The sequence below is a fragment of the Candidatus Pantoea persica genome, assembly GCF_013753875.1.
In the GTDB taxonomy this organism is placed as follows: Bacteria; Pseudomonadota; Gammaproteobacteria; order Enterobacterales; family Enterobacteriaceae; genus Pantoea; species Pantoea persica.
The window spans coordinates 120,645-145,851 of record NZ_SMDS01000018.1 but is presented as its reverse complement, the minus strand read 5'-3'; the positions used below and the strand labels follow the sequence as shown (position 1 = coordinate 145,851).

General features: G+C 57.8%; 22 protein-coding genes and 7 pseudogenes. 12 read left to right on the top strand and 17 right to left on the bottom strand.

Annotated features, from left to right (window positions below):
• Positions 1-511: 511 nt before the first annotated feature.
• The 3 genes from mltC to mutY are packed head-to-tail and all read right to left on the bottom strand — an operon-like array spanning position 512 to position 3,004.
• Entirely contained in the window at positions 512-1,591 is a 1,080-nt protein-coding gene (mltC, locus tag EIO60_RS09545; RefSeq protein WP_258576648.1) for a membrane-bound lytic murein transglycosylase MltC, read from the bottom strand.
• A gap of 55 nt (positions 1,592-1,646) precedes the next feature.
• On the bottom strand, positions 1,647-1,919 hold the full coding sequence (locus EIO60_RS09540; protein ID WP_258576647.1) for an oxidative damage protection protein: 273 nt from the start codon (positions 1,917-1,919) through the stop codon (positions 1,647-1,649).
• The gene (gene mutY / locus EIO60_RS09535) at positions 1,919-3,004 is read right to left on the bottom strand and encodes an A/G-specific adenine glycosylase (protein WP_258576646.1); all 1,086 of its coding nucleotides are present in this window, start codon (positions 3,002-3,004) and stop codon (positions 1,919-1,921) included. Before mutY ends, EIO60_RS09540 begins: the two co-directional genes overlap by 1 nt.
• Before the next feature lie 155 nt (positions 3,005-3,159).
• Here mutY and trmB point away from each other — a divergent pair, with 155 nt between their 5' ends.
• From trmB to EIO60_RS09520, 3 genes and pseudogenes are all read left to right on the top strand, one after another.
• A complete protein-coding gene (trmB, locus tag EIO60_RS09530) occupies positions 3,160-3,879 on the top strand; it encodes a tRNA (guanosine(46)-N7)-methyltransferase TrmB (protein WP_258576645.1) in 720 nt (239 codons plus the stop codon).
• A 59-nt stretch (positions 3,880-3,938) separates the two neighbouring features.
• Positions 3,939-4,205, top strand: a pseudogene (locus EIO60_RS09525) (50S ribosome-binding protein YggL).
• A 177-nt stretch (positions 4,206-4,382) separates the two neighbouring features.
• Positions 4,383-5,084: a YggN family protein gene (locus EIO60_RS09520; protein ID WP_374058163.1), complete on the top strand. Its 702-nt coding sequence runs from the start codon at positions 4,383-4,385 to the stop codon at positions 5,082-5,084.
• 138 nt (positions 5,085-5,222) lie between these two features.
• Here EIO60_RS09520 and EIO60_RS09515 read toward each other — a convergent pair.
• Both EIO60_RS09515 and EIO60_RS09510 read right to left on the bottom strand, forming a co-directional pair.
• Positions 5,223-5,468, bottom strand: a pseudogene (locus EIO60_RS09515) (DUF2543 family protein).
• A gap of 64 nt (positions 5,469-5,532) precedes the next feature.
• Positions 5,533-6,011, bottom strand: a pseudogene (locus tag EIO60_RS09510) (cold-shock protein).
• A 394-nt stretch (positions 6,012-6,405) separates the two neighbouring features.
• Here EIO60_RS09510 and EIO60_RS09505 point away from each other — a divergent pair.
• From EIO60_RS09505 to yajD, 4 genes and pseudogenes are all read left to right on the top strand, one after another.
• The gene (locus EIO60_RS09505; protein WP_258576644.1) at positions 6,406-6,747 is read left to right on the top strand and encodes a metalloregulator ArsR/SmtB family transcription factor; all 342 of its coding nucleotides are present in this window, start codon (positions 6,406-6,408) and stop codon (positions 6,745-6,747) included.
• A gap of 93 nt (positions 6,748-6,840) precedes the next feature.
• Positions 6,841-8,032, top strand: a pseudogene (locus EIO60_RS09500) (arsenic transporter).
• Between the two features lie 37 nt (positions 8,033-8,069).
• Positions 8,070-8,505: pseudogene (arsC, locus tag EIO60_RS09495) on the top strand (arsenate reductase (glutaredoxin)).
• 277 nt (positions 8,506-8,782) lie between these two features.
• On the top strand, positions 8,783-9,157 hold the full coding sequence (gene yajD / locus EIO60_RS09490) for an HNH nuclease YajD (protein ID WP_258576643.1): 375 nt from the start codon (positions 8,783-8,785) through the stop codon (positions 9,155-9,157).
• Between the two features lie 65 nt (positions 9,158-9,222).
• On the opposite strand, the gene hemW is transcribed toward yajD, so the two are convergent.
• From hemW to EIO60_RS09470, 4 genes are read right to left on the bottom strand one after another with little or no spacing between them, the layout of a single operon-like run.
• Positions 9,223-10,362, bottom strand: coding sequence for a radical SAM family heme chaperone HemW (gene hemW, locus EIO60_RS09485; RefSeq protein ID WP_258576642.1), 1,140 nt, complete (start codon positions 10,360-10,362; stop codon positions 9,223-9,225).
• Positions 10,355-10,948 carry an XTP/dITP diphosphatase gene (locus EIO60_RS09480; protein WP_258576641.1) on the bottom strand — a complete coding sequence of 198 codons (594 nt, stop codon included), beginning with the start codon at positions 10,946-10,948 and terminating at the stop codon, positions 10,355-10,357. The genes hemW and EIO60_RS09480 overlap by 8 nt, the downstream gene beginning before the upstream one ends.
• A gap of 17 nt (positions 10,949-10,965) precedes the next feature.
• Positions 10,966-11,520, bottom strand: a complete 555-nt coding sequence (locus EIO60_RS09475; protein WP_258576640.1) for a YggT family protein — start codon at positions 11,518-11,520, stop codon at positions 10,966-10,968.
• Between the two features lie 12 nt (positions 11,521-11,532).
• Positions 11,533-12,240, bottom strand: coding sequence for a YggS family pyridoxal phosphate-dependent enzyme (locus tag EIO60_RS09470; RefSeq protein WP_258576639.1), 708 nt, complete (start codon positions 12,238-12,240; stop codon positions 11,533-11,535).
• 75 nt (positions 12,241-12,315) lie between these two features.
• Here EIO60_RS09470 and EIO60_RS17295 point away from each other — a divergent pair, with 75 nt between their 5' ends.
• Both EIO60_RS17295 and EIO60_RS17290 read left to right on the top strand, forming a co-directional pair.
• On the top strand, positions 12,316-12,768 hold the full coding sequence (locus EIO60_RS17295; protein WP_508278748.1) for an ATPase, T2SS/T4P/T4SS family: 453 nt from the start codon (positions 12,316-12,318) through the stop codon (positions 12,766-12,768).
• Entirely contained in the window at positions 12,707-13,156 is a 450-nt protein-coding gene (locus EIO60_RS17290) for an ATPase, T2SS/T4P/T4SS family (RefSeq protein WP_508278749.1), read from the top strand. The genes EIO60_RS17295 and EIO60_RS17290 overlap by 62 nt, the downstream gene beginning before the upstream one ends.
• Here EIO60_RS17290 and ruvX read toward each other — a convergent pair.
• The 8 genes and pseudogenes from ruvX to metK form a co-directional block, all read right to left on the bottom strand.
• Entirely contained in the window at positions 13,109-13,525 is a 417-nt protein-coding gene (gene ruvX / locus EIO60_RS09460) for a Holliday junction resolvase RuvX (protein ID WP_258576638.1), read from the bottom strand. The genes EIO60_RS17290 and ruvX overlap by 48 nt on opposite strands.
• Positions 13,525-14,088: a YqgE/AlgH family protein gene (locus tag EIO60_RS09455; RefSeq protein WP_258576637.1), complete on the bottom strand. Its 564-nt coding sequence runs from the start codon at positions 14,086-14,088 to the stop codon at positions 13,525-13,527. Before EIO60_RS09455 ends, ruvX begins: the two co-directional genes overlap by 1 nt.
• An 82-nt stretch (positions 14,089-14,170) precedes the next feature.
• Complete coding sequence (gene gshB / locus EIO60_RS09450; RefSeq protein WP_258576636.1) at positions 14,171-15,115, bottom strand: glutathione synthase; 945 nt, start codon at positions 15,113-15,115, stop codon at positions 14,171-14,173.
• Positions 15,116-15,231: 116 nt separating this feature from the next.
• Positions 15,232-15,963, bottom strand: a pseudogene (gene rsmE, locus EIO60_RS09445) (16S rRNA (uracil(1498)-N(3))-methyltransferase).
• A gap of 74 nt (positions 15,964-16,037) precedes the next feature.
• Positions 16,038-16,745: a deoxyribonuclease I gene (endA, locus tag EIO60_RS09440; protein ID WP_258576635.1), complete on the bottom strand. Its 708-nt coding sequence runs from the start codon at positions 16,743-16,745 to the stop codon at positions 16,038-16,040.
• A 73-nt stretch (positions 16,746-16,818) separates the two neighbouring features.
• A complete protein-coding gene (locus EIO60_RS09435) occupies positions 16,819-17,331 on the bottom strand; it encodes a SprT family zinc-dependent metalloprotease (protein WP_258576634.1) in 513 nt (170 codons plus the stop codon).
• A gap of 139 nt (positions 17,332-17,470) precedes the next feature.
• Positions 17,471-18,868 (bottom strand): sugar porter family MFS transporter, encoded by a 1,398-nt coding sequence (locus EIO60_RS09430; protein ID WP_258576633.1) that lies wholly within the window; start codon positions 18,866-18,868, stop codon positions 17,471-17,473.
• A 413-nt stretch (positions 18,869-19,281) separates the two neighbouring features.
• Positions 19,282-20,433, bottom strand: a complete 1,152-nt coding sequence (gene metK / locus EIO60_RS09425) for a methionine adenosyltransferase (protein ID WP_258576632.1) — start codon at positions 20,431-20,433, stop codon at positions 19,282-19,284.
• Between the two features lie 808 nt (positions 20,434-21,241).
• Here metK and speA point away from each other — a divergent pair.
• The 3 genes and pseudogenes from speA (at position 21,242) to EIO60_RS09410 (ending at position 25,205) form a co-directional block, all read left to right on the top strand.
• A pseudogene (gene speA / locus EIO60_RS09420) lies at positions 21,242-23,204 on the top strand (biosynthetic arginine decarboxylase).
• Between the two features lie 1,005 nt (positions 23,205-24,209).
• Entirely contained in the window at positions 24,210-24,755 is a 546-nt protein-coding gene (locus EIO60_RS09415; RefSeq protein WP_258576631.1) for an EAL domain-containing protein, read from the top strand.
• Positions 24,756-24,968: 213 nt separating this feature from the next.
• The gene (locus EIO60_RS09410) at positions 24,969-25,205 is read left to right on the top strand and encodes a BapA/Bap/LapF family prefix-like domain-containing protein (protein WP_258576630.1); all 237 of its coding nucleotides are present in this window, start codon (positions 24,969-24,971) and stop codon (positions 25,203-25,205) included.
• Positions 25,206-25,207: the final 2 nt, after the last annotated feature.

Sequence of the window (25,207 nt, the reverse complement as noted above, 5' to 3'; positions counted from 1 at the left end):
GCTCATGACAGCCCCTTCGCGGCATCCCTTCCGCTCGTCCTGAAATCCTTCCTTCTCTCAGCGGCTTCGATGGCCCCCCACAATCCCCGCTGCGGGTCTTGTATGTTTCATGGCTATCTAATTTCAGATGTAAACCACGCGCGCAGACAGCTCAGCCGACAATAAAAACGACGAAATCACAGGCGGGGGAGTGCCGAGGCATCCGACACGCTGAGGCGTGCACGGCGGCCAGGGCGAACCGACAGGACGTCGGCGAGAGGACGGCCTGGCCCGACTGGTCCGTGAGGCCGGCGTAAGCAACGAAGGGACCGCGCGAAGCGCGGCGTGGAGGCTGCCGGAAGCCGGGATTGTTAAGGGGCTGGCGAGCCCCTTAACACGCACGCCGGCAGCGCGGCTGCTAAAAATCCCTGCCGCCTGGGGGCCGGAACCAGCTCAGAGTCCATACGCGCAAACGCCAACCGTCTGACAGGCGTAACCCACTCAAAGCCAGCGCATCGCGCCAACCCACCCATCAATACCGATGATAGCTGCGCTGCGCCGTGCTCACCTTGTACAGATAGCGCCGCGACTCCGCCGACGGATGCTGCGTCGTCAGGGTGTTATACACCTGACTCGGCGACATATTGTTAATCAAACTAAAGGCGCGATCCTTATCGATGGAGAAGACGCGCAGCACGCTGCCCGCGCCGCCATTATAGGCGGTAATCACCGCATAGCGGCGCGACAGCGGATCCTGAATGCCGCCCAGATAGCTCTTCTGCAGCAGCGACAGATAGGCGGTGCCGGCGTCAATATTGTTCTCCGGATCGAGCAGATAGCTGCGGCTCGGCTTGCCCCATTTGCCTTTCATGCGGAACACATCGACGCCCGCGGTGTGCTGCACCACCTGCATCAGGCCGAGCGCGTCGGCGTGGCTGATAGCATAGGGGTTGAAGCTCGACTCGGTCTGCATAATCGCCAGAACCAGAGAGGCGTCGACGCCGTACTCTTCTGCCGCCTTGCGCACCATCGGCAGATACTTATGCGCACGCTTGTCGAGGTGGTTCGGCACCATCGGGATGGTGACTGAGTAGATCACATACAGGCCGGAGACGCGGCGTTGCAGTTTGTTCTGCAGAAGATAGTCGGCGAAGGTGCCCGCGCGCCCCTGCCAGCGGATTGGCTGGCCGGTATTGTCCAGCACTTGGCCGTAGAGCAGCGGCTCTTTGCTAATCACGATATCGTTGGCGTCGGAATAGAGGTCGACGTTGCCAGGATCGTCGCCGATCAGCAGCGTGGTAATAATCGCCTGGCGCAGGCTGGCCATCGGATCGGTACCGGAAATGGTCTCGATGGTGATATTACCGCTTTCGAAGTTGATATGGCTGCGGGTGTAATAGTTGTCGCTGTATTTGACGTAATCCTTGGGTCCGGCGATCAGGACCTCATTGATACCCCAAATATTCTCGATATTATGCGCAAACTGGCCCACTAAAATATCGAAGCCGTTGGTGTCCTTTACCCACTCTTCGTGATACTGCAAAGACTTCTTTCCTGAGCAGGAGACTAAAAGCGGAGCGATCACCAGCAGGGCTAATAATTTCTTATTCATTGTAAATACGTGCCTGAACCGGAAAACAGAGGGGCCTCAACGCTGAGGCCCTAAATTATGCTTCTGGCGGCGTATAGCCTTCGATGTGGACCTCTTTGCCTTCAAACAGGACATTCACCATCTCCTTCTCCAGCACTTTGCGGTCTTCCGGATTCATCATGTTGAGCTTCTTCTCGTTAATCAACATGGTCTGTTTGGCCATCCACTTCTGCCAGGCTTCTTTGGAAATCTCATTGTAGATGCGCTTGCCCAGTTCGCCTGGGTAGAGCTGAAAATCCTGACCTTCAGCGTCGCGCTGTAGAAACGTGCAAAAAATCGTGCGGCTCATTACTTTTCCTCTTCCATCTTATGTCGGTGCAGGGCCAGCTGTTGGGGGTGATGCAGCTCGTGCAGAAGCCGCTCAACCGGCGCCGCCAGCCCCACTGACGGCGGCTGGGCTAAGTTATACCAGAGACCGCCTGGTTCATCCATCGCCGCCCTGGAGGATGACCATGAAAGCCACATCGGCACGATATCGAGATGGAAATGGCTGAAGGTGTGACGAAAAGCGGTCAGCTGCTGCGGGCGGGCGTGAATGCCGCGCGCCTTCAGCCAGTCGTGCATCGCCGCTTCGCTGGTGAACTGTGGAAAGCAGAACAGCCCGCCCCACAGGCCCACTGGCGGACGCTGCTCCAGCCAGACGTCGTCGCCGTCCTCCAGTAGCAGAAACCAGCTGCTGCGCTCCGGCAGCACCTGCTTCGGCTTTTTGCCGGGGTAGCTCGCCTGAGTGCCGTTGGCGAAGGCGACGCAGCCGCTGTTCAGCGGGCAGATCTCGCATTTTTGCTTCGAGCGGGAGCAGACCAGCGCGCCGAGGTCCATCATCGCCTGATTGAACTGGCTGACGCCCTGCGCCGGGGTGACGGTTTCGCTGATCTCCCACAGCCGCTTCTCGACATCCTTTTTGCCCGGCCAGCCGCCGACCGCGTAGCAGCGGGCCAGCACGCGCTTGACGTTGCCGTCGAGAATGGGGAAGTGCTGGCCGAGCGACAGCGACAGGATCGCGCCGGCGGTAGAGCGGCCGACGCCGGGCAGCGCCGCCACGTCGTCGAAGTTGCGCGGGAACTCGCCCTGATACTGCTCGACCACCTGCTTCGCCGCCTTATGCAGATTGCGCGCGCGGGCGTAGTAGCCTAGGCCGGTCCATAGGTGCAGCACCTCGTCGAGCGGCGCGGCAGCGAGCGCGCCGACGGTGGGGAAGCGCGCCATAAAGCGCTCGAAATAGGGGATAACGGTGGCGACTTGGGTCTGCTGCAGCATCACTTCAGAGAGCCACACCTTATAGGGCGTTTTCTCCTGCTGCCATGGCAGGGTCTTGCGGCCAAAGCGCTGATACCACTCCAGCACCTGTTGCGCGAACTGCGGCGCTTTCATCATAAGAAGGAAATTTTCCGTGATTACTCTACACTCAGGCAGGCATTCCAGCACAGGCGCAGCCCCAGTGTAAACCTGAAGATTGCAAGGGCTTGCTTCTGCTTAGTAACTTTGCATAATGCGCCTTTCTCCAAACAGGCTACTCAGCAGGCTACAACATGATTAATGACGTCATTACTCCGGAATTTGATGAGAACGGGCGGCCGTTGCGCCGTATTCGCAGTTTTGTACGCCGCCAGGGCCGCTTGACGAAAGGACAGCAGCTGGCGCTCGACCAATACTGGCCGGAGATGGGCGTGGAGTTCCAACAAGAGCCGCTGGATATGACGCGCCTGTTTGGCCGTGACGCGCCGACCGTACTGGAGATCGGCTTCGGCATGGGCGCCTCGCTGGTGACCATGGCGCAAAACAATCCGCAGCAGAACTTTCTCGGCATCGAAGTGCATGCACCGGGCGTCGGTGCCTGCCTGGCGTCGGCCAAAGAGGCGGGTGTTGAGAACCTGCGTGTAATGTGCCACGACGCGGTAGAGGTGCTGGAGAAGATGATCCCGGATAATTCGCTGCGCATGGTGCAGCTCTTCTTCCCCGATCCCTGGCACAAAGCGCGCCACAACAAGCGCCGCATTGTGCAGGTGCCGTTCGCCGAGCTGGTGATGCGCAAGCTGAAGCCGGGCGGCGTTTTCCATATGGCGACCGACTGGGAAGCCTACGCGGAGCATATGCTGGAAGTGATGAGCAGCATCGACGGCTATCACAACCAGTCCAAAACACAGAATTACGTGCCGCGTCCAGATACACGTCCATTGACCAAGTTTGAGCAGCGTGGGCAGCGACTGGGCCACGGCGTTTGGGATTTAATGTTTGATAGGGTGAAATAATGGCCACACAACGCAGCCGCCGTTTATGTAAAAAACTGCATATCGACGAGTTTTAGGATCTGGGCTTCTCCGTTGCCTGGCGTTTCGCCGACGGCACCAGCGAAGAGCAGATCGACAAGACCGTCGACGCCTTCATCAACGAGGTGATTGCACCGAATGGGCTGGCCTATGACGGCAGTGGCTATCTGGTATAGGAAGGGCTGGTTTGCCTGCAGGAGACCGGCAAGTGCACCGACGAACACCGCGAGCTGGTGCGAAAGTGGCTGGAAGAGCGTCAGCTGAACGATATTCAGGTCACCGAACTTTTCGACGTCTGGTGGGACTAATAGTTTTATCCGGCGTAGAGTCCGCTGCAAGCTGGCTTAGCTGCGCGACGCACGCCGGGCTGCGCTCGCCCTTTCACGTACTTCAGTACGCTGCGTAGGCGGCGTGCTGGCCGTCGACGGCCGACTTGTCATTACCGCGCCTGGTCCACATGTTAGGGAGAGAAAATAGTTCATAGAATGCTTATCGCCGCGCTGCTGCTGGCAGCGACGCAGGCGCAGGCTGCCTGGGAGTGCAGCGTCAAACCGCAGGATGACGTAGTGATCAAGCCACAAAGCGTTCAGGTGGTCGGTGCGAACGGCAATTTGCAGATCTCCCCGCAGGGCGACGTTGAGTTTAACAGCCAGAAGATGGCGGTAAACAACGCGCAGCGTCAGCAGGCGATCAACTATCAGAACGCGCTGCGTCGTGACCTGCCGTGGATCGACACCGGCGTCTCGTCGCGTCTGGAGAAGGGCCGCGTGGCGCTGGATAAGGTGATTGTCGAGAAGCTCGGCGCCGACAGCAACGTGCGCAACCGTCTGATCACGCTTAACGGCCAGCTGAAGCAGCAGATGAATCGCATTATCGAACACCGCGATGATGGCCTGACCTTCCACTACCAGGTCATTGACCAGGTGCGCACCGACGGCGAACGCCTAGTGCAGAGCATCATGGGCGGCGTGTTGCAGGACAGCCTGAACGAGATGGGCAGCAAGAAGGCGAGTGGCAGCAACCCGCTACAGGCGATTATGGGCAATCTGGGCGGCCTGCAGCAGTCGATTCAGGCGGAGTGGAGCAATCAGGAGCAGGACTTCAAAAACTTCGGCAAGGAAGTCTGTAATCGCGTCATCAGCCTCGAAGATCAGCGTAAACAGCTGGTCAGCGGAATCAAGTCGTAAGCCAGGAAGACGGTGGGAAACCGGGAGAGGCGGCGGGTGCGCCAGCCGCTCGGCCATCAGGCCGCGACACGGCGCGCTTTGTTCAGTAACAGCATGCCGACCGGGCATGCTGTTAGGTATTAAGCCAGTGGCAAGGCGCTATTCGTTACCCCACTGATTAAGAAACTCCGCGATCTCATCAATACGCTGCGCGTCGATGCCCGCTTGCTGGGCCATCTCCTACTGCGCCTCTTCGCTAATCTCTTCATTATTCATCAGGCGTGTAAGCAGCAGCTGAAAATAGTGCGCCAGCGTGTCGCGCTCCGACTCGCTGACCGGCTTAGCCGCTTCCGCCGCATACTCATCCGCCACGTCATAAAATCTGATTGGTATTTCATCGTTCATAAAAAGTCTCCAGGGTAACGCCTGCGGCGCGGGGCCAGTGAATGTGGGGGCGGTCTGTGGGAGCTCAGACCTTGAGCATTTTTGTCGTAGCATCAACGTCGATCTCATCTTCCGAGAAGATCAGCGTCGTTCCCTGAAAGGTGGTGATCGCCAGCTTTTCACCGAGCGCATGTCGCTGGGCTTTACGTCGGTTTTTGGCCGGATGTTATTCAGCAGCGAGCCGACAGAGAGCACAGTGTTCTCTTTATCAATGCGGCTGTCGGCCGGCACCTCTTCGCTGAAGACCACGAAAGATTTGATTGAGGTGAGCTTGATGTGCTCGCCGGCAATAAAGATGTATTTGCTCTCCGGCACAACCTTCACCGCGTAGGCCGACAGGCCCTTGCTGTTGGTGGGTTCGAAGGTCACCGCCGCGTTTTTCTTGATCAGCTCAGGGTTGGCGACCTTAATCACATGAAAGTAGCGGTTGTCGCCGTTTTCATCTTTGATAAATCCAAAGCCTTTGTTCTGAAACCAGGTTGTGATCGTACCGTTCATCGCCATTACCGCCTGTTTAATCGTTGATCTACTCAATTTTGCGGCGCGAAGTGTAAAGCACAATGGCTGCGCAGACTACGGCTTTAGGCTAAGTGTGGATGATAAAGTTGCGGGATGCGAGGCAGGGCGGGAAGCGCGAGGCGCTGGCGTCGCGGCGACAGAGGACTGTGCGGGTAAGCCAGAGCGTCCTGCGCGTCGCCGCCATCGCCGTTTTCTGCCTGTTGGGCGGAAAGCGGGCATCACCAGCGCCAAAGCAGCTGTCGCCGCCTTTACGCTTCCGTGCTGCTGCTCTGCGACAAGGGAGTCTGCCCCGATCAATATATGCGAATAAAGGCATATGTTATTGACACTCCGTCAGGAAGCGATAACACTGTGCCTGCTCCCTTACTCAGGAATCTCTATGTCGCCGCTTCTGCCCCTGCAGCTTTTCAAAAGTCTATCTGACGACACCCGGCTCACCCTGGTGCTGCTGCTGTGCGAAAAAGGAGAGCTGTGCGTCTGTGAACTGACGGCGATCCTGAACCAAAGCCAGCCCAAAATATCCCAACATCTCGCTCTGTTCAGAGAGAGCGGTCTGCTGCTCGACAGGCGTGACGGCAAGTGGATCCACTATCGGCTCTCTCCCCATATGCCCGCCTGGGCCGCAGCGGTGATTGAGCAGGCTTACCTGTGCCAGCGCGAAGAGATTCAGCGGCTCAGCCAGCGGGCTGAATGCGACAGCGCCAGGCCCGTTTGTCTGTAAAAAATTTAGCCTTTCATATATATTTTATTGAATGTGTTTTATCGACCACTGTGCAGCTGGCTGTCTCGAGGCGGCAGTAAAAAAGGAGAGGGTATGTTTCTGGCAGGCGCAATATTCGTCCTGACGCTGATACTGGTTATCTGGCAACCCAGGGGGCTCGGCATTGGCTGAAGCGCGCTTATCGGCGCCGCGCTGGCGCTGCTGAGCGGCGTGGTGCACGTCGAGGATATTCCGGCTGTCTGGCAGATCGTCTGGAATGCCACGGCCACCTTTATTGCGGTGATTATCATCAGCCTGCTGCTTGATGAGTCCGGCTTTTTCGAATGGGCCGCGCTGCACGTTTCCCGCTGGGCCGGCGGTAGCGGCAGGCTGTTGTTTACCGCGGTGATCCTGTTGGACGGGGCCGCGCTGATTCTGACGCCGATCGTGATCGCCATGCTGCTGGCGATGGGCTTTAGCCCCGGCGCCACGCTCGCCTTTGTGATGGTGCCGAGGTTTATCGCCGACACCTCAAGCCTGCCGCTGGTGGTCTCGAACCTGGTCAATATCGTCACGGCGGACTATTTTTCGCTGGGCTTCAGCGAATACGCCGCCGTTATGGTGCCGGTGAATATCGTTGCCATTGTCGCCACGCTGGGCATGCTGCACCTCTTTTTCCGTCGGGAGATTCCGGTGAGCTACGACCTGACGAAGCTAGAGGTGCCGAAAGCGGCGATTCGTGACCTTCATACCTTCAGAACGGGCTGGCCGGCTTTTTCGCGCTGGAGCCGCTTGGCGTGCCGGTCAGCCTGGTCGCGTTGGCGGCGGCCCTTATCCTCTGGCTGGTCGCGCGCAAAGGAGAGGTGATCGACACCCGCAAGGTGCTGAAGGGCGCGCCCTGGCAGATCGTCATCTTTTCGCTGGGCATGTACCTGGTGGTGTATGGCCTGCACAACGCCGGGCTGACGGATTACCTTCGCCGCGGTTCTGAACCGGTTTTCTGACCGCTTTTCTCTCTGCGGTAATGAATAATATGCCCACCGTGCTGGTCGGCACGCGCTCTATCGACAGCAGCGCCGCTCAGGGCGTGGTGAAGGAGGCGATGATTTACGCCAATATTATCGGCTGCGATCTCGGTCCCCAAATTACCCCCGTCGGCAGCCTGGCCACTCTGCTGTGGCTGCACGTGCTGGCGCAGAAAAACATCGCCGTCAGCTGGGGCTACTATTTCCGCGTAGGCATGGTGATGCTCCTGCCGGTGCTGTTCGTCACTCTGGCCGCGCTGGCCCTGCGTCTCTCTGTGTAACCCTTGCGCCCGCGCAGCCCCTTATGGAGATCCCTGTATATCTGACGTTACCCTTTACCACAGGCCTGCAGCACCTCCCGCAATACCCTGGCGCTGATCCGCAACAGCGGCGTGGAGCCAGACATCATCCTCTATTTGGAGAGCCCGCCGTCGCGCGACGAGCTGAAAAAACTGATTGCGGAGATGGGGATCGGCGTGCGCGACCTGCTGCACAGCAATACCGAGCCCTATACACAGCTGGGGCTGGCGGAAAACCGCTTCAGTGATGAGGCGCTGCTGAACGCCATGCTAGCGCACCCCATTCTTATCAACTGGCCGATAGTGGTGACTCCGCTCGGCACCAGACTCTGCCGTCCCTCCGAGGCGGTGCTGGAGATTCTGCCGCAGCTGCCGTAGCTGCAGCAGGGCGCCTTTATATCAAAGAAGATGGCGAAAAGGTCGTTGATGAGCGCGGTCAGCGCATTCGCTCCTGACGATTTCAGCGCGCGACGGGTGACGCGAGCAATGCGACAAGGGCTAGCCGGTCTCTGACAACGCTTTCCGCTGCTGAGTCAACTTTTCCGTGGCGAAGGGTCAGGCTTGCGCTGCGCCCGCGCCACAGCAGGCCGAGCATTTTCGTGCTGTGCCAGCCGCGGCGCGGTCCGGCCGTGCGGCAAAAAGAGCGGGCGGGCCTATTGAAGTCCGCTGACAGGCAGGCTAGCCTGCCTGAATCTCAGGCAAGATTTCTCCTTTCAGCAGGTAACATCATTAATGGCACTGATCTCCAAAAATTATGCGCGGCTGGAAAGCGGCTACCGTGAAAAAGCACTGAAAATTTATCCGTGGGTGTGCGGACGCTGCTCGCGGGAATTCGTTTACTCGAACCTGCGCGAACTCACCGTGCACCATATCGATCACGACCATACCAATAACCCGGAAGATGGCAGCAACTGGGAGTTACTGTGTCTCTATAGTCATGACCACGAACACGCCAAATATACCGAAGCTGACCTGTACGGCACGCGCGTGGTGGCGGGGGAGGATGCGCAGAAAGATGTGGGCGTCGCCACCTACAACCCCTTAGCTGATTTGACTGCGATGATCGTAAAAAGAAATAAGGTCAGCGAGGTGCGCTTGCGGCTCTGAGTGGGCGACGACCGCGCGCTGACGGCCACAAAAAAGCCGACGTCTCCGTCGGCTTGTTCTTTTCTTTACTCCTCCGCCAGAAACAGCTCCAGCAGCGAGTTTAAGAACAGCTTTCCCTTATCGGTGATCTGCCAGTGCGTGGCGCTCTCCGCCACATAGCCTGCGGCGATCGCCGCATCCATCTGCGGGCGAATGCTCTGCTCGCTCAGGGCGGTATAGCGGCTGAACTCGTCTCGCGGCGCGGCTTCCAGCAGGCGAAAGCGGTTCATAAAGTATTCGAACGGCTTCTCCGCGTCCGCCACCTCATACTGCTTCTCCTGATAGCGCCCCTGCATAAAGCCGCGCGGATGGCGCGTCTTCACGGTGCGCACGATGCGCCCGTCAGGCTGGGTCAGCTTGCCGTGTGCGCCGCAGCCGATGCCGAGGTAGTCGCCGAAGCGCCAGTAGTTCAGGTTGTGCTCGCAGCGGTAGCCCGGCTTCGCATAGGCGGAGGTTTCATATTGCTGATAGCCGGCGGCGGTCAGCAGCCGATCCCCCTGCTCGAAGATATCCCATAGTGCGTCGTCGTCCGGCAGCACCGGCGGGCGCAAGCCAAACAGCGTGTTCGGCTCGATGGTGAGCTGATACCAGGAGAGATGCGGCGGATTGAGCGCGATCACCTGCTTCAGGTCGCTCAGCGCCTCTTCCAGTGACTGATCCGGCAGGCCGTGCATCAGGTCGAGGTTAAAGCTGCGTAGGTTAAGCCCCTGCGCCAGCCGCGCGGCGCGCTTCGCCTCATCCGGGCCGTGGATGCGACCCAGCCGCTCCAGCTTTTGCGGGCTGAAGCTCTGCACGCCGAGCGAGATGCGGTTGATACCGGCACGCTGGTAGGCGCTAAAGTGGTCCGCCTCCACGGTGCTAGGATTGGCCTCCATGGTGATCTCCGCGTCAGCTGCCAGCGGCAGGCGCGCACGCACGCCGTCCATCAGCATCTGAATTGCGTCGCCGCTCAGCAGGCTCGGCGTGCCGCCGCCGATAAAAATGGTGCGCACCTCGCGCCCGTGAGTCAGCGGCAGATCGTTTTCCAAGTCGCGCAGCAGGTGCTGTACATACTCGACGTGCGGCACCTCGCCTTTTAACGCATGGGAGTTGAAGTCGCAGTAGGGGCACTTCTGCACGCACCACGGAATATGGATATAGATGCTTAACGGCGGTAAATCAGGCATTATGCATCGCTTCCAGCAGCAGCGTCAATGCTTTACCCCGATGAGAAACCGCGCCTTTTTCCGTTTTGTTCAGCTCGGCGGCGGTTTTGCCCAGCGCGGGCACGTAGAAAATCGGATCGTAGCCGAAGCCGCCTTCGCCAGCGGCAGCGTGGGTGATTTCGCCTGCCCAGCTGCCGTGGAATACCAGCGGCGTCGGGTCTTCCGCGTGGCGCAGATAGACCAGCACGCAGTGGAACTGCGCCTGACGCTCGCCGTCCGGCACCTGCTCCAGCGCCTGCAGCAGCTTCTCCAGGTTCTGCCGATCGCTGGCCGCTTCGCCGGCGTAGCGCGCCGAGTAGATGCCGGGCGCGCCGCCCAGCGCATCCACCGCCAAGCCGGAGTCATCGGCGATGGCGGGCAAACCGGTGATCTGCGCGGCGTGACGCGCTTTCAGGATGGCGTTTTCGATAAAGGTCAGGCCGGTCTCTTCCGCCGACTCTACGCCCAGATCGATTTGCGCCACGATATCTAGGCCAAAGGCGGAGAGCAGATCCGCTAGTTCACGTACCTTGCCAGGATTGCCAGTGGCGAGCACAACTTTTTGCATAGCAATTTCAGTCATTGTTAAAGCAGATACCAGAGACCCGGGAACAGGTCCATGCCAAGGAAATTCAGGGCATAGAGCACCAGAATCACAATCATGGCGGAGAAGTCGATGCCGCCCATCGCCGGCAGAATGCGGCGAATCGGTGCCATAAGCGGCTCGGTCAGCTGCATCAGCACATAGTCGAGCGGGCCGCGGCCCTGGCTGATCCAGCTCATCAGCGAGCGAATGATGATCACCCAGAACACCAGATAACCGGCGGACTTCAGCAGCGACAGCAGGCCGACCAGCAGGTTAGTCGGATCGACCGAAAAGAAGCCGACCTGAATCAGCAGCAAAATCGGGTATTTCAGCGTGGTCAGCATAAAGGCGAGCAGCAGCGAGGCGGTATCAATCGGGCCGATAGCTGGTATAACGCGGCGCAGCGGCTTGATGATCGGCTGGGTGATTTTCACCACAAACTGCGACAGCGGGTTATAAAAATCGCAGCGCGACCACTGCATCCAGATGCGCAGCAGCAGCACCATCACGTACAGGTCGATCAGCGTTTTGACTAAAAACGTCAGTGTTAACATGAGGTTCCTCAATTATTGTTGTGGGTTGCGCGCATAATCTCGCGCGCCGAAGATTGCGGTGCCAATACGTACCATGGTGCTGCCGGCGGCGATCGCCGCCTCCATGTCGTCGCTCATTCCTAGAGAAAGTGTATCGACGTCAGGGTAGTGCTGCTTCAGCCACTGGAAAGCGTCGGCCATCTGCTGGCAAACCGCCAGCTGGCGCTGATAGTCGCTCTCCGGCGCCGGAATCGCCATCAGGCCGCGCAGGCGCAGCTGCGGCAGGGCGGTAATCTGCTGTGCCAGCTCAGGCAAAGCCTCCAGCATGATGCCAGATTTGCTGTTTTCGTCACTGATATTTACCTGAATCAACACATTCAGCGGCGGCAGTGACGCCGGGCGCTGATCGTTCAGGCGTTGGGCGATCTTCAGGCGATCCACAGTATGGCACCAGGCAAAATGCTCCGCCACCAGCTGACTTTTGTTCGACTGCAGCTGCCCGATGAAGTGCCACTGCACCTGCTGATGTGCGGCCAGCGTAGCGATCTTTTCAACTCCCTCCTGCACGTAATTTTCGCCAAAGGCGAGCTGTCCGGCGGCGATCGCTTCTTCGATCGCGCTCGCAGGTTTGGTTTTGCTTACGGCAAGCAGCGTAATGTCTTCCGGATCGCGCCCGTATTGCGCTGCGGCAGCGCGGATCCGCTGGTGCAGTTGCTGTAGGTTGTGCTGGATTAAGGTCATCGTCAGGAGATTATCTATGGAGTTGGAGGAAATCGTGGCGCTTAGTGTAAAGCATAATGCCGGCGATCTGCACCTGTGCAGCGGACATTCGCCGCGCTGGCGCCCGACTGGCTGGCGCGCTTCGCCGCCGCGCATCTGGATCGGCAGCAGCGCGACGAGCTGGCGGTACAGGGGCAAATCGACTTTGCGCTCTGCCTTGCCAGCGGCGAGCGGCTGCCCGGCGCTGGAAAGCCTGCACCTGCCGCCAGCGGCGGCGCGCTGGCTGACGCTGGAGGATGGGCTGGTGTTACCAGCAGCGGCAAATCCACCACGCTGGCGGCGCTGTTCGACGCCATTAACCGCCAGCAGGCGCGGCATATCATCACGCTGGAGGATCCGATTGAATTTATCCATCAGAGCCAGCGCGAGATCGGCGCGCACTGCGCCTCGTTCAGCTTTGGGCTGCGCGCTGCGCGAGGATCCCGACGTGATTCTGCTCGGCGAGCTGCGCGACGGCGACACTATCCGCCAGGCGCTGACCGCCGCTGAAACCGGCCATCTGGTGCTGGCGACACTGCACACGCGCAGCGCAGGCGATAGATCGGCTGGTGGACGTCTTTCCCGCCGAGGAGAAAAATCTGGTGCGCGCGCAGCTGGCGGGCAGCCTGAAAGGGGTGATGGCTCAGAAGCTGGTGGCGGCGCGCGACGGCGGCCATCGCTAATCTGCTCCACGACGGCAAACTGCATCAGATCGGCGGCCAAACCGGCGCGCAGGCGGGTATGCAGACCTTCGAGCAGAGCCTGCGGGCGCGCCAGCGGGAAGGGCGCGTCGCCGCGCCGGACGCCAGCGGCTGAACCGCTGGCGGTGCAGGGCTGGCAGAGTGACATCTCAGTGGGTCTCAAACCAGTCCTGCAAAATAATGGCGGCCGACTGTGAATCCACCGAGCCTTTATTCAGCGCGCGGTAGCCGCCGTGCTCGAACAGGCCGGCGCGTGCCTCAACCGTGCTGAGGCGCTCGTCCTGCAGCTCGACGCGTACGCCGAAGCGACCGTGCAGGCGGCTAGCGAACTTGCGCGCGCGCGCGGTAAGCGGCTGCTCGGTGCCGTCCATATTGAGCGGCAGGCCGACCACGACGAAATCGGGCTGCCACTCTTTCAACAGGCGCTCAACCTGCTGCCAGTCCGGCGTGCCGTCCTGCGCCTTCAGCGTGGCGAGCGGGCGCGCACTGCCGGTCAGCTGCTGGCCGACCGCCACGCCGATGCTTTTGGTGCCGAAGTCAAAGCCCAGCAGGGTTTGCGTCGTCATCAGGCGTGTCCCGCATCGCTGGCGATGCTGTGGATATCGACGCCAATGCTGCGCGCCGCTTCGCGCCAGCGCTCGGCAATCGGCGTCTGGAACAGAATATTGCTGTTAGCGGGCGTGGTGAGCCAGGCGTTCTCCATCAGCTCGCTCTCCAGCTGATCTTTCTCCCACGCACAGTAGCCCAGTGCCACCAGCACGTGTTCCGGCTGCGACGTGGTGCCTAGCGACTCCAGCACGTCGCGCGAGGTGGTAATCACCGTGGTGTCGGAGATGCGGATGCTGGAGGAGAAGGTGCGCTGCGCGGAGTGAAGAATAAAGCCGCGATCTTCCGCCAGCGGGCCGCCGCTGAATACCGGTTTGTCCAAGCGGATCGCGGGATCGCGCTTGCCGGTGGTGATTTTCAGCTTTTTGAGGATCCCCTCGACCGTCAGGTTTTCCATCGGCTTGTTGATAATCAAACCCATCGCACCTTCTTCATTGTGCTCGCATATATAGACTACGGAGCGCTTGAAAAAGGGATCCTGCAGCGAGGGCATGGCAATCAAAAAATGATGCTGTAAATTCATTCTCACTCGATGTACCAAAAAGGACCGGCGCAGGGAGTGCGCCGGTTTGGGTTGATCACGGAGCCTGGCTCTAGGGTCATGCTCAGCCCAGACGCTTCTCGATGGCGTCCATCAACATACCGGTGATGGAGATCGGGAATGCGGCTTCGATTTCACGCACGCAGGTCGGGCTGGTGACGTTCACTTCAGTGAGTTTATCACCAATGATGTCGAGGCCGACAAAAATCAATCCTTTTGCTTTCAGCGTCGGGCCGACGCGACGGGCGATTTCCCAGTCGCTTTCGCTCAGCGGGCGCGCTTCGCCGCGTCCGCCGGCTGCCAGATTGCCGCGTGTTTCGCCGCCCTGCGGGATGCGCGCTAGGCAGTAGGGCACCGGCTCGCCATCGACCACCAGCACGCGCTTGTCGCCTTCCTTGATGGCGGGCAGATAGTTCTGCGCCATACAGTAAAACTGGCCGTGGTTGATCAGCGTCTCAGTGATCACGCCGAAGTTGGGGTCATCCTGCTTGACGCGGAAAATCGACGCGCCGCCCATGCCGTCCAGCGGCTTCATGATGATATCGCCGTGCTCCTGCCAGAAGGCGCGCAGCTTCTCTTTGCTGCGGGTCACCAGCGTATCGGGCGTGAATTCAGAGAACCAGGCGGTGTAGAGTTTCTCGTTACAGTCGCGCAGGCTCTGCGGCTTGTTGACGATCAGCGTGCCTTGCTCTTCGGCGCGCTCCAGAATATAGGTGGCGTAGATAAACTCGGTGTCGAACGGCGGATCTTTACGCATCAGCACGACGTTAAGGTTAGCCAGCTTGATCTCCTGCTCGCTGCCGAAGGTGTACCATTGCTCGTAGTTCTGCTCGACGCTTAGCAGGCGGGTGCGGGCGTAAGCTACTCCGCTGCGCAGCGAGAGGTCCGCCATCTCGATGTAGTGGATTTTATAACCGCGGCGCTGTGCTTCTAGCAGCATGGCGAAGCTGGAGTCTTTTTTAATGTTGATGGACGCAATCGGGTCCATCACGATGCCAAGTTTAATCATTATTCTCTCTTCAGAGAGGCGGTCTGTTCCGCCCCGTTCCGTGCGGCCAGCGTGGCTGGCCAGTCAGGACGCAAGTAGGTGCTGCGCGCGTCTTAAATATAACCCCTGATTATTCCCTAACCCAGATCGCCAAACCTCACCTGAAGTGCCGTAATCACGGTCAGTGCGGTGGTTTCCGTGCTCAACACGCGCGGACCGAGCAGGATATCGGTGAAGCCGTGCTCGCCGGTCATCGCGATCTTCTCGGAGCTCAGTCCGCCTTCCGGGCCGATCAGCAGGCGAACCCGCTTAACCGGCTGCGGCAGCGTGTTGATGCTGTGCTGCGCGCGCGGATGCAGATTGAGTTTCAGCACCTCGTCCGCTTCCGCGCACCAGGCCTCCAGTGTCATCGCCGGGCGGATTTCCGGCACGCGGTTGCGGTCGCACTGCTCGCAGGCAGCGATGGCGATTTTTTGCCACTGCTAGATTTTTTTCGCCAGCCGTTCAGCGTCAAGCTTGACGCCGCAGCGCTCGGAAAAGAGCAGCGTAATCACGTTCACGCCCAGCTCGGTTGACTTCTGAACAGTGAACTCCATCTTTTCACCGTGCGATATCTCCTGGCCGAGATGCAGGAAAAGCGGAGACTCACGATCGTCAGGCTGGCTTTCAAGGACTCTTACTTTTACACGCTTTTTATCCGCAAGAGTGATCTCTGCCGCAAAAGTCAGATTAGTGCCATCAAAGAGTTCCAGACGCTGGTCGCTGCCCATGCGCAGGACGTGGCCGACGTGATTCGCGGCGTCTTCGTCCAGCAGGATTTTGTCGCCGGGAGTAAGAGGTTCAGAATGATAAATGCGAGGTATGTGCATAGAGGCCCTGCAAGCTAAGCGCCGCGCCCACGGCGCGGCGGAATCGGGAAAGAGGGTAGTGTAAGGCAGCGATTTTAGCGCTGGCAAGCCCGCAACACATACGGGTTGTGATTACCCTGCACGCGCGCGATGCGCCGGTCGCGCTCGCGCTCCCAGCTGGAGACCGGATATTGCTTGTCCCACATGGTAAAGAGCTGCGTCTGCTGTCGCGACAGGCGCAGGTGATACTGGTCGCGCATATAGAAATAGGTGCGCGCGATGGCGCCGCGGGCGCGGGCGGGCGGCTCCGCCTGCTTGAATTTGAAGTCGACCTTCATGGCGCACTGGCCATACTGCTGCTCGCCGCCGTTCCACTGGCTGTAGGGGAAGTTACCGCGATCGCCGTTCACCTCGCCAATCGCGGGCTGCAGGTTGTGCAGATCGCTCTCGATGCGGAGGTAGTCGGCGTTTTTGCTGCAGTTTTTACGGCCGCCGTTCTGCCAGCACTGGCGCTGATGGCCGAACTCCCACGCGGGCATCACGTGCTCCCACTCGATGCGTCCGGCGCGGTTGGCGTTTTTGCGCACCTGATAGCCGCAGCTGCGTAGATCGGGCACCCCTTTTTTCCCCTGCCAGCTGATCTTGCAGCCGCAGTAAAAGGAGCCGGGGGCGTCGGCGTGAATGGCGGCGGCGTAGGTTTTCGCCTGCTGAAAGTTGTTTTGATGGTAGTTATCCAGCGACACCGCTAGGCTGGCGAAAGGGGAGAGCAGCAGCGCGACGGCGGCAATCAGTTTACGAGACATAGAGTGGTCATCTGGTACGTAAAAAGGGCGGTAGGTTAGCAGAATGGCACAGCAAGGGGAATGGGAATAGCGCTCAGGATGGCGAATAGTCGCCCGGTTTCAGCAGGCTTTTGCAGCGCACGCAGCGGTATTCGCTCTCGCCGCGCAGCACGCAGTTATGGCGTCTGAGGGTCAGGTGATGCTGCTGGCAGCCGCAGCGATAGGGGAAGGTTCTGGCACGCACCGAGTCGATTTCGAACTGGTGGATGCGGCGCGCGGGCACGCCGAGCACCTCCTGCATCATCCATTTCCACTCTTTGCCGTGCGGCGGCACATGGCCAAATACTTTCCACACCAGCAGACGCGCCAGCTCGTGCGGCACCACCTCGTCGATAAAGGCCTGCTGATTTTCCAGCAGCAGCACCGGGTTGAGGTGGATCTCCCACTTTTCCAGCCAGGCGGTGCCCGCCGCCGTGCCACGCTGCTGGTAAACCAGCGCCGGTTCGGCAAAGAGGAGCGCCAGCTTTTCGCAGGCAAGCTGTAAGAGATGGCGCAGCGAGCGCATCACGGCTTGCTGTAGCGCAATGGGGAGACGAGGCGTTTTCATGTCGGCAAGGATAGGGGGTGCGTGCGAAGAACTCAACCAAATAAAAAAGGCGGGCCTGACGGCCCGCCTTGAGGGAGTGATGTGCCGCGTTGCGCTTCAGGCCTTTGTGTGCTTATCGGCACAGAAGCACAGTAGCGGTTTAGTCGTGCGAACCGATGTCGCGCAGTTTCTTGCCGGACATCAGGTTGCGTTCAATATGCTCCAGCGAGACGTTTTTGGTCTCTGGGATCAGCATTACCGTCAGCAGGATGAAGAAGACGTTCAGCAGCGCATAGACCCAGACGGTCGGCGCGTTGCCCAGCGTGTTCAGCATGGTCAGGAAGGTGGCGCCGACAATCATGTTGGCGATCCAGTTGGTCGCGGTAGAGACAGTAATACCGAAATCGCGTCCCTTGAGCGGCTGAATTTCCGAGCAGAGCACCCAAATCAGCGGGCCGGCGCTCATGGCGAAGCCGACGATAAACATCAGCAGTATGGCGATAGCAAAGTACTGCGCGCCCTGCGAGTGGGTGCCCATATGCAGCATGATGCCCAGCACGCCCATGCTCGCCGCCATTACCATGAAGCCCAGTACCAGCGTCGGCTTGCGGCCCCAGCGGTCCACCAGACCGATAGCGATGAAGGTCGCCAGCACGTTAACCAGACCCACGATCACGGTGCCCCACATCTGCTCGGTGGTGTTAGAGAAACCCGCGATTTCGAAGATTTTTGGCGCGTAGTACATGATCACGTTCATGCCGGTGAACTGCTGCATCACCTGAAGCAGCACGCCGAGGAACACCGCGCGGCGGAAGTTGCTGTTGCTCTGGAACAGCTGCCAGCCTGACTGTTTGATCTTCAGGCTTTCGCGGATCTCTTCCAGCTCGCGTTTCGCCTGCTCGCTGGTGTCGCGCAGGCGGTCCAGCACGCGCTGCGCGCTGCGGAAGTCGCCTCGCGCCGCCAGCCAGCGCGGACTGTTAGGCAGGAAGAATACGCCCACCAGCAGCAGCACCGCCGGGATGGTGATGATGCCGAGCATCCAGCGCCAGTCGCCCGACGCGCTGAAGGCGGTGTCGGAGAGGTAAGCTCCAAGAATACCGATGGTAATCATCAGCTGGTAAAGTGAGATCATGCTGCCGCGGATCTTCTCCGGCGCAATTTCAGAGAGATAGAGCGGAGCGGTGTAGGAGGCGACACCGACCGCCAGGCCCAGAACCACGCGCGCCACAATCAGCATTTCCGGGTTAGGCGCCATTGCGGACCAGAGCGAGCCGATAACGAACAGGATCGCGCCCGCCATCAGGCTCTTTTTACGGCCAAGGTGCGACGACATCCAGCCGGATCCGATTGCGCCGACCGCCGCGCCAAACATCATGGAACTGACGATCCACTCCTGCTGGTGTGCTGTCACGTTGAAATCTCTGGCGATGAACGGCAGCACGCCTGCAATAACGCCGATATCTAGTCCAAATAACAGGCCTGCAAGGGCCGCAAGAAAGCAGACAAAAAAGGTCATTGCCTTGTTTGACGTTCTGCTTTTGTGAGTGTTGCTAGGCATTGTGCCTCCGAGTTATCCATCATTGTTGTTATCAACGTTAAAAACTTTCTCAGGGATAAAGTAACGACGATCACCCCAATGTAATCGCTTATACACACTGAAACCCTGAATTTCAGCATTTTCAGCTATGAAAGGTTCTGTAACCAGTAAGGTATAGCAGTTATTGAGTTTCTGGCATGGCGTCGATTATCGGCTATCAAAGGATTATGAAAATAACGCATTTTCAGTGTAATGACCACGACGGTTAATTCCTAAATAGCAGATAAATAGAGCGTTTCAATTTGTAATCGGTAACACGCTGATGCGTGACGAGTTTCAGAAGTGTAGTTCAGAAAGGAAAAAGTGCTGAAGCGGGTCAAAAAGGGTTAAAAAAAAGCGCCGTCCCGAACCGAGACGGCGCAGAGAACTCAGCCTTACAGGCCTGCCGCTTCGCGCAGCTGAGCGGCCTTGTCGGTTTTTTCCCACGGGAAATGTTTGCGGCCAAAGTGGCCATAAGCTGCGGTCTCTTTGTAGATCGGCTGCAGCAGATCCAGCATCTGAATCAGACCGTAAGGACGCAGGTCGAAGAACTCGCGCACCAGCATGGTCAGCTGCTCGGTTGAAATCTTCTCGGTGCCGAAGGTCTCCACCATGATGGAGGTTGGCTCCGCGACGCCGATAGCGTAGGAGACCTGCATTTCGCAGCGGTCGGCCAGGCCGGCAGCAACGATGTTTTTCGCCACATAGCGCGCCGCGTAGGCTGCGGAACGGTCAACTTTCGACGGGTCCTTGCCAGAGAAGGCGCCGCCGCCGTGACGCGCCATGCCGCCGTAGGTGTCGACGATAATTTTACGGCCGGTCAGACCGCAGTCGCCCATCGGGCCGCCGATCACAAAGCGGCCGGTCGGGTTGATGTGGTATTTGGTGCTGGCGTTGATCCACTCGCTCGGCAGCACCGGCTTGATGATATCTTCCATCACCGCTTCGCGCAGGGTCGCCTGATCGATATCTTCTGCATGCTGCGTCGAAAGCACCACCGCGTCGATGCCGACAATTTTGCCGCTGTCGTATTGGAAGGTGATCTGGCTTTTAGAGTCGGGGCGCAGCCATGGCAGCGCACCGTTTTTACGCACTTCGGACTGGCGCTGCACCAGACGGTGCGCGTAGGTCACCGGCGCTGGCATCAGCACGTCGGTTTCGTTAGTGGCGTAGCCGAACATCAGGCCCTGGTCGCCCGCGCCCTGCTCGAGCGGATCGGTGCGATCCACGCCCTGGTTGATATCGGGGGACTGCTTACCGATGGCGCTCAATACGGCGCAGGAGTTGGCGTCAAAGCCCATATCGGAATGGACATAACCGATTTCACGTACGGTATTGCGGGTGATCTCTTCGATATCGACCCAGGCGCTGGTAGTGATTTCACCGCCAACCAGCACCATACCGGTTTTCACGTAGGTTTCGCAGGCTACGCGCGCTTTGGGATCCTGTTCCAGGATGGCGTCCAGTACGGCGTCGGAGATCTGGTCTGCGATTTTATCAGGATGTCCTTCTGATACGGACTCGGACGTAAAAAGGTGTTTAGCCATTCTATTCTTTACCTTACAAATGGTTTGAATTTGACTGCATAGCGTAAGCGAGTTGAACTAACTTGACGCCCCTTCAGGCAAAGCCGCGAGCAGTTTAAGAAGTGTCAGTGTGTCAGGCGAAACCGCCTAGATGTTAACCAGTTCAGATGGAAGACCATCTGGACGGCCATTCTAGGTTAAGGGGTGAATGAATTGCCAGCCCTTTTTCTGTTTCCGCATTTTTCGAAAAGGCGATGTCTGGCAAAAAAACGTGACGCCACAAGGCAGCAAACCAGCGAAACGTCTTGCATTTTAGGCGCCCAGACGGTGTAAAACGCCGCTGCTGCCTGGCGCAGCGAATAAGGATGGCGCCGCCGTGCGTAGCCACTGTAAGAGGCCCTCTCTGACGTTGACCCAGTTTATTTCCACATGCGAAAACATGTGTGGAGGTGACAGAATTCATGAGCCACGCTCTTCTCTCTAGCGGTTCTAAGCGCCACAGCGGCGCGCTGGCGTTTTCCTTTCCTGCCTTTTCTCCGGTTTGCCGACACTGTGCCCGTTGCGGTCATTATCCCGACACTAGCGCCGGTTAATCTCACTCAGCTTTTGACCCTTGCTGGCGATGGTTGCCGGTAAATGTGGTGCTATATTCGGGGTCCATTAATAGCTAACTCGCCCCGGTGTTTTACACTTAGCTTCAGGCTTTTTTCATCCTGACCTTGCCGTCGGGAACAGGGGGCAAAGCGTTTTATGCGGCAATTCATTAACGGGCAGAACGCGGCGGAAGCGCGTAACTGTTTCACATTCCAACAGAAATTCGAGGTTCTTGATGTCTGACGACATGAAGACTATCAAGGGTTCGTCTGCTGGCGAACAGGGTGTGCTCCGCTCAATGCAGGATGAACGACCAGGATGCCAGCAAAATGCTGCGTACCTATAATGTTGCCTGGTGGGGCAACAACTACATATAACGTCAACGAGCTTGGCCGCGTCAACGTCTGCCCTAATCCGGACGATCCTGAGCTGCGCGTCGACCTAGCGAAGCTGTTTAAAGAGCGCGAAGCGCAGGGCCAGCGTCTGCCGGCGCTGTTCTGCTTCCCGCAGATCCTGCAGCATCGTCTGCGTTCCATCAACGTAGTGTTCAAACGCGCGCGTGAATCCTACGGCTACCGCGGCGACTACTTCCTGGTCTACCCCATCAAGGTCAACCAGCATAAGCGCGTGATCAAATCGCTGGTTAACTCCGGCGGGCCGCTAGGCCTCGAAGCGGGCTCCAAAGCGGAGCTGATGGCGGTGCTCGCCCATGCCGGCAAAATCCGCACGGTTATCGTCTGCAACGGCTATAAAGACTGCGAATATATTTGCCTGGCGCCGATCGGCGAGAAGCTGGGCCATAAGGTCTATCTGGTCATCGAAAAAATGACCGAAGTGCGCTTGGTGCTGGAAGAGGCTGAGCTCCTGAACTTGGTGCCGCGCCTCGGCATCCGCGCGCGTCTGGCGTCACAGGGCTCGGGCAAAATGGCAGTAGAGCGGCGGCGAAAAGTCGAAGCTTGGCCTGGCCGCCTCGCAGGTGCTGCAGCTGGTCGAGATCATGCGCAACGCCGGCCGCCTGGACAGCCTGCAGCTGCTGCACTTCCATCTGGGCTCGCAGATGGCCAACATTCGCGATATCGCCACCGGCGTGCGCGAGTCGGCGCGCTTCTACGTCGAGCTGGCGAAGCTGGGAGTCAATATTAAATGCTTCGACGTCGGTGGCGGCCTCGGCGTGGACTACAAGGGCACGCGCTTGCAGTCCGACTGTTCGGTCAACTATGGCTTGAACGAGTACGCCAACAACGTTATCTGGGCGATTAGCTACGCCTGCGAAGAGCACGGCCTGGATCATCCACCGTGATCACCGAGTCGGGCCGCGCGGTGACCGCGCACCATACGGTGCTGGTCTCCAAAATCATCGGCGTTGAGCGCAACGAATTTATTACGCCACAGGCGCCGGAAGAGGATGCGCCGCGTCCGATTCTCAGCATGTGGGAAGCCTGGCAGGAGATGCATGAGCCGGACGTGCGCTGTTCGCTGCGCGAGTGGCTGCACGACAGTCAGATGGATCTGCATGACATCCACACCGGCTACGCGTCCGGCACCTACGATCTGTCGCAGCGCGCTTGGGCGGAGCAGCTCTATCTCAGCATCTACCACTATATTCAGCAGCATCTCGATCCCAGAAATCGGATACACCGTCCGATTATCGACGAGCTGCAGGAGCGCATGGCGGACAAGGTTTACGTGAACTTCCTGCTGTTCCAGTCAATGCCGGACGCCTGGGGCATTGATCAGCTTTTCCCGGTGCTGCCGCTTGAAGGGCTGCATAAAAAGCCGGAGCGCCGCGCGGTACTGCTCGACATCACCTGCGATTCCGACGGCACCATCGATCACTATATCGACGGCATCGCCACCACCATGCCGATGCCGGAGTACGACGCTGAGAGCCCGCCTATGCTGGGTTTCTTTATGGTCGGTGCCTATCAGGAGATCCTCGGCAATATGCACAACCTGTTCGGCGACACAGAAGCGGTAGACGTTTACGCGCGTGCCAACGGCCAGGTGGAAGTGAAGCTGTCGGATGAGGGCGATACCGTCGCGGATATGCTGCAGTATGTGCAGCTGAACCCCGAGGAGCTGATGATCCTGTTCGTAATCAGGTCAAAGAGACCGACATTGATGATGAGCTGCGTGCACAGTTCCTCGAAGAGTTTGAAAGCGGTCTGTACGGTTACACCTACCTCGAAGACGAGTAACACCTGCCTGCTGCTGAGCCCCGTTGGGGCTCAGCCTTTTCCGCTTTTCTTTTTAATCAATCGTTTACCACCAGATCGCTGCGCAAGTGCCGTCGCGTCAGATTGCCGCTCAGGATGCCTTTGTTGAAGGCACGCTGCCGCATGCGTTGCCGCTGTCAGATTACCGACCAGAATGTCCTTGTGGACGCCACGCCACCGCGCGCGCCGCTGCGTGCAGAGCGGGTCCTGCTCGCGAAACGCGCCGCGAGCGACGCTGAAGAAATGTTACTTATGCTTAATGGATATACAGCAATAATGCTTTTATATTTTGGTAGTTACATATCAGAACAATTAATGATTTGTGCTGGATCGAATATTGCCTCGTCGGCAATTTTATTGACGCCCTTTTCGCTGCTTGTTTCTAGATATCGCCGCGCTTAATCTATCAGCTGAAATGATGTTTTTAGACAAGTTTCAAATTTAATATTGATGAAAATTAAATTTTTGATTGTCTTGCTATAAGTAAAGGTAGTATAACTAATATTTTTTAATATGGTTATCTGAATTATTGGAGAATTTATCTGCACTTGTACCGCCCATTGATTTTTTTATCGATTTAATATTTGACCATGTTTGGCTTAAATCTATTTTTCAAAATGTAAGTTCTACGTTAGCATCTGGTAAAGGTGTTAATCATCACAGATGTTTTCTTAACGTTAACTTGAGTTTTACTGATATTTCAGGTCGCTGACTTATCAGACAGGGCGGGTTGTAGCAGAATAGGGCGTCAATTAAATCTACGTCAGCACTACATATTTCTGCTCAAGCCTGTTCACGCACCCTTTGGCCAGCTGCTGGCATGGGAATTACTGACGCGTTTCCCGCGCAGCAACGAAGTTGCCAGCCCGCGCTATACCGGCACGGAGCATGAGCTGTTTAGCTGTGTATGCTGGCGCCGGAAAATGGCAGCTGTTCCTGCTACAGCTTGAGCAGATCGACACGCTGTTTGCGTAGGGCTTTGCGCATATGATCACGCTTAACGTCAACCGGGATATTATCGAGGGCGTGCTAAACAACCCTGCCATACAGCAGCGTCTCATCCAGTGGCCTCTGCTGCGCCTCGAAGTTTCCACCTATTTCACCGAACGCTATCTCCCCAGCGACAGCGCGCTGCTGCAAAATTTAGTCGCGCGCCTCTCTGCGCCTTTATGGCTGGATGATTTCGGCGTCGGAAGTTCGACATTATCCATGCTGGACAGCAGGGTGTTTGAATATGTCAAAACCGACCGACGCTTCTTCTGGAAATATGGCGAGAGCCACGCTTTCGACCTGATGCTTAATCACTTGAACGATCTTTCAAACGGCGTCATCGTGCAGGGTGTTGATATGCAGAAACATCGCGAATGGGTGGCGGGAAAACCGCTGGCTGGTTTTCAGGGTCGTCAGTGGAGAATAAAGCAGATAACTGATTGTGATAAGTCGAATAAAGGCGGTAAGGCCGCAAATATGTTGAAAAAACGGAATAATAAAAACATCAGTAACGTCATCTTTTGTAATAGCGCTCTGCCCTGATACAGGGTGATTTACCCATTGTGGTTATAAAAAATAAAAGTGTTTCCCTCACCTGAATAAAAATTCGGTACGGCTCAGCTAATTTCATTAGCAGATATGAGGTCGACAAATAGAGGAGTGAATAGCACATAGCGTTATTCACGGATAAACCGGGTTCGTTAGGATGCCGGGCATTTTTATGAATATCACTAACTTCAGTGGGATATACATAACATGAATAATATCTCAGTAACGCCTAAAGGCGGCACTATTGCCTCGCAGCTGAGTGGCAGCAACGTTAATTTGACTGCCCCAAGTTTAGTTAAACTCAACCTCAATCAATCAGACATTAAATCTTTCGCGCGCAGCGGCAACGACCTGATTGTCACAACGAAATCTGGGGAAACAGTTGTTATTCATAATTTTTATAGCCCGGCAGGCGATAGCGATCTGGTGCTTCAGGATGACTAGGG

Coding starts and splice junctions, on each gene's coding strand:
- mltC (WP_258576648.1), bottom strand. CDS start 1,591: ATGAATAAGAAATTATTAGCCCTGCTGGTGATCGCTCCGCTTTTAGTC.
- EIO60_RS09540 (WP_258576647.1), bottom strand. CDS start 1,919: ATGAGCCGCACGATTTTTTGCACGTTTCTACAGCGCGACGCTGAAGGT.
- mutY (WP_258576646.1), bottom strand. CDS start 3,004: ATGATGAAAGCGCCGCAGTTCGCGCAACAGGTGCTGGAGTGGTATCAG.
- trmB (WP_258576645.1), top strand. CDS start 3,160: ATGATTAATGACGTCATTACTCCGGAATTTGATGAGAACGGGCGGCCG.
- EIO60_RS09520 (WP_374058163.1), top strand. CDS start 4,383: ATGCTTATCGCCGCGCTGCTGCTGGCAGCGACGCAGGCGCAGGCTGCC.
- EIO60_RS09505 (WP_258576644.1), top strand. CDS start 6,406: ATGTCGCCGCTTCTGCCCCTGCAGCTTTTCAAAAGTCTATCTGACGAC.
- yajD (WP_258576643.1), top strand. CDS start 8,783: ATGGCACTGATCTCCAAAAATTATGCGCGGCTGGAAAGCGGCTACCGT.
- hemW (WP_258576642.1), bottom strand. CDS start 10,362: ATGCCTGATTTACCGCCGTTAAGCATCTATATCCATATTCCGTGGTGC.
- EIO60_RS09480 (WP_258576641.1), bottom strand. CDS start 10,948: ATGCAAAAAGTTGTGCTCGCCACTGGCAATCCTGGCAAGGTACGTGAA.
- EIO60_RS09475 (WP_258576640.1), bottom strand. CDS start 11,520: ATGTTAACACTGACGTTTTTAGTCAAAACGCTGATCGACCTGTACGTG.
- EIO60_RS09470 (WP_258576639.1), bottom strand. CDS start 12,240: ATGACCTTAATCCAGCACAACCTACAGCAACTGCACCAGCGGATCCGC.
- ruvX (WP_258576638.1), bottom strand. CDS start 13,525: ATGACGACGCAAACCCTGCTGGGCTTTGACTTCGGCACCAAAAGCATC.
- EIO60_RS09455 (WP_258576637.1), bottom strand. CDS start 14,088: ATGAATTTACAGCATCATTTTTTGATTGCCATGCCCTCGCTGCAGGAT.
- gshB (WP_258576636.1), bottom strand. CDS start 15,115: ATGATTAAACTTGGCATCGTGATGGACCCGATTGCGTCCATCAACATT.
- endA (WP_258576635.1), bottom strand. CDS start 16,745: ATGTCTCGTAAACTGATTGCCGCCGTCGCGCTGCTGCTCTCCCCTTTC.
- EIO60_RS09435 (WP_258576634.1), bottom strand. CDS start 17,331: ATGAAAACGCCTCGTCTCCCCATTGCGCTACAGCAAGCCGTGATGCGC.
- EIO60_RS09430 (WP_258576633.1), bottom strand. CDS start 18,868: ATGCCTAGCAACACTCACAAAAGCAGAACGTCAAACAAGGCAATGACC.
- metK (WP_258576632.1), bottom strand. CDS start 20,433: ATGGCTAAACACCTTTTTACGTCCGAGTCCGTATCAGAAGGACATCCT.
- EIO60_RS09415 (WP_258576631.1), top strand. CDS start 24,210: ATGATCACGCTTAACGTCAACCGGGATATTATCGAGGGCGTGCTAAAC.
- EIO60_RS09410 (WP_258576630.1), top strand. CDS start 24,969: ATGAATAATATCTCAGTAACGCCTAAAGGCGGCACTATTGCCTCGCAG.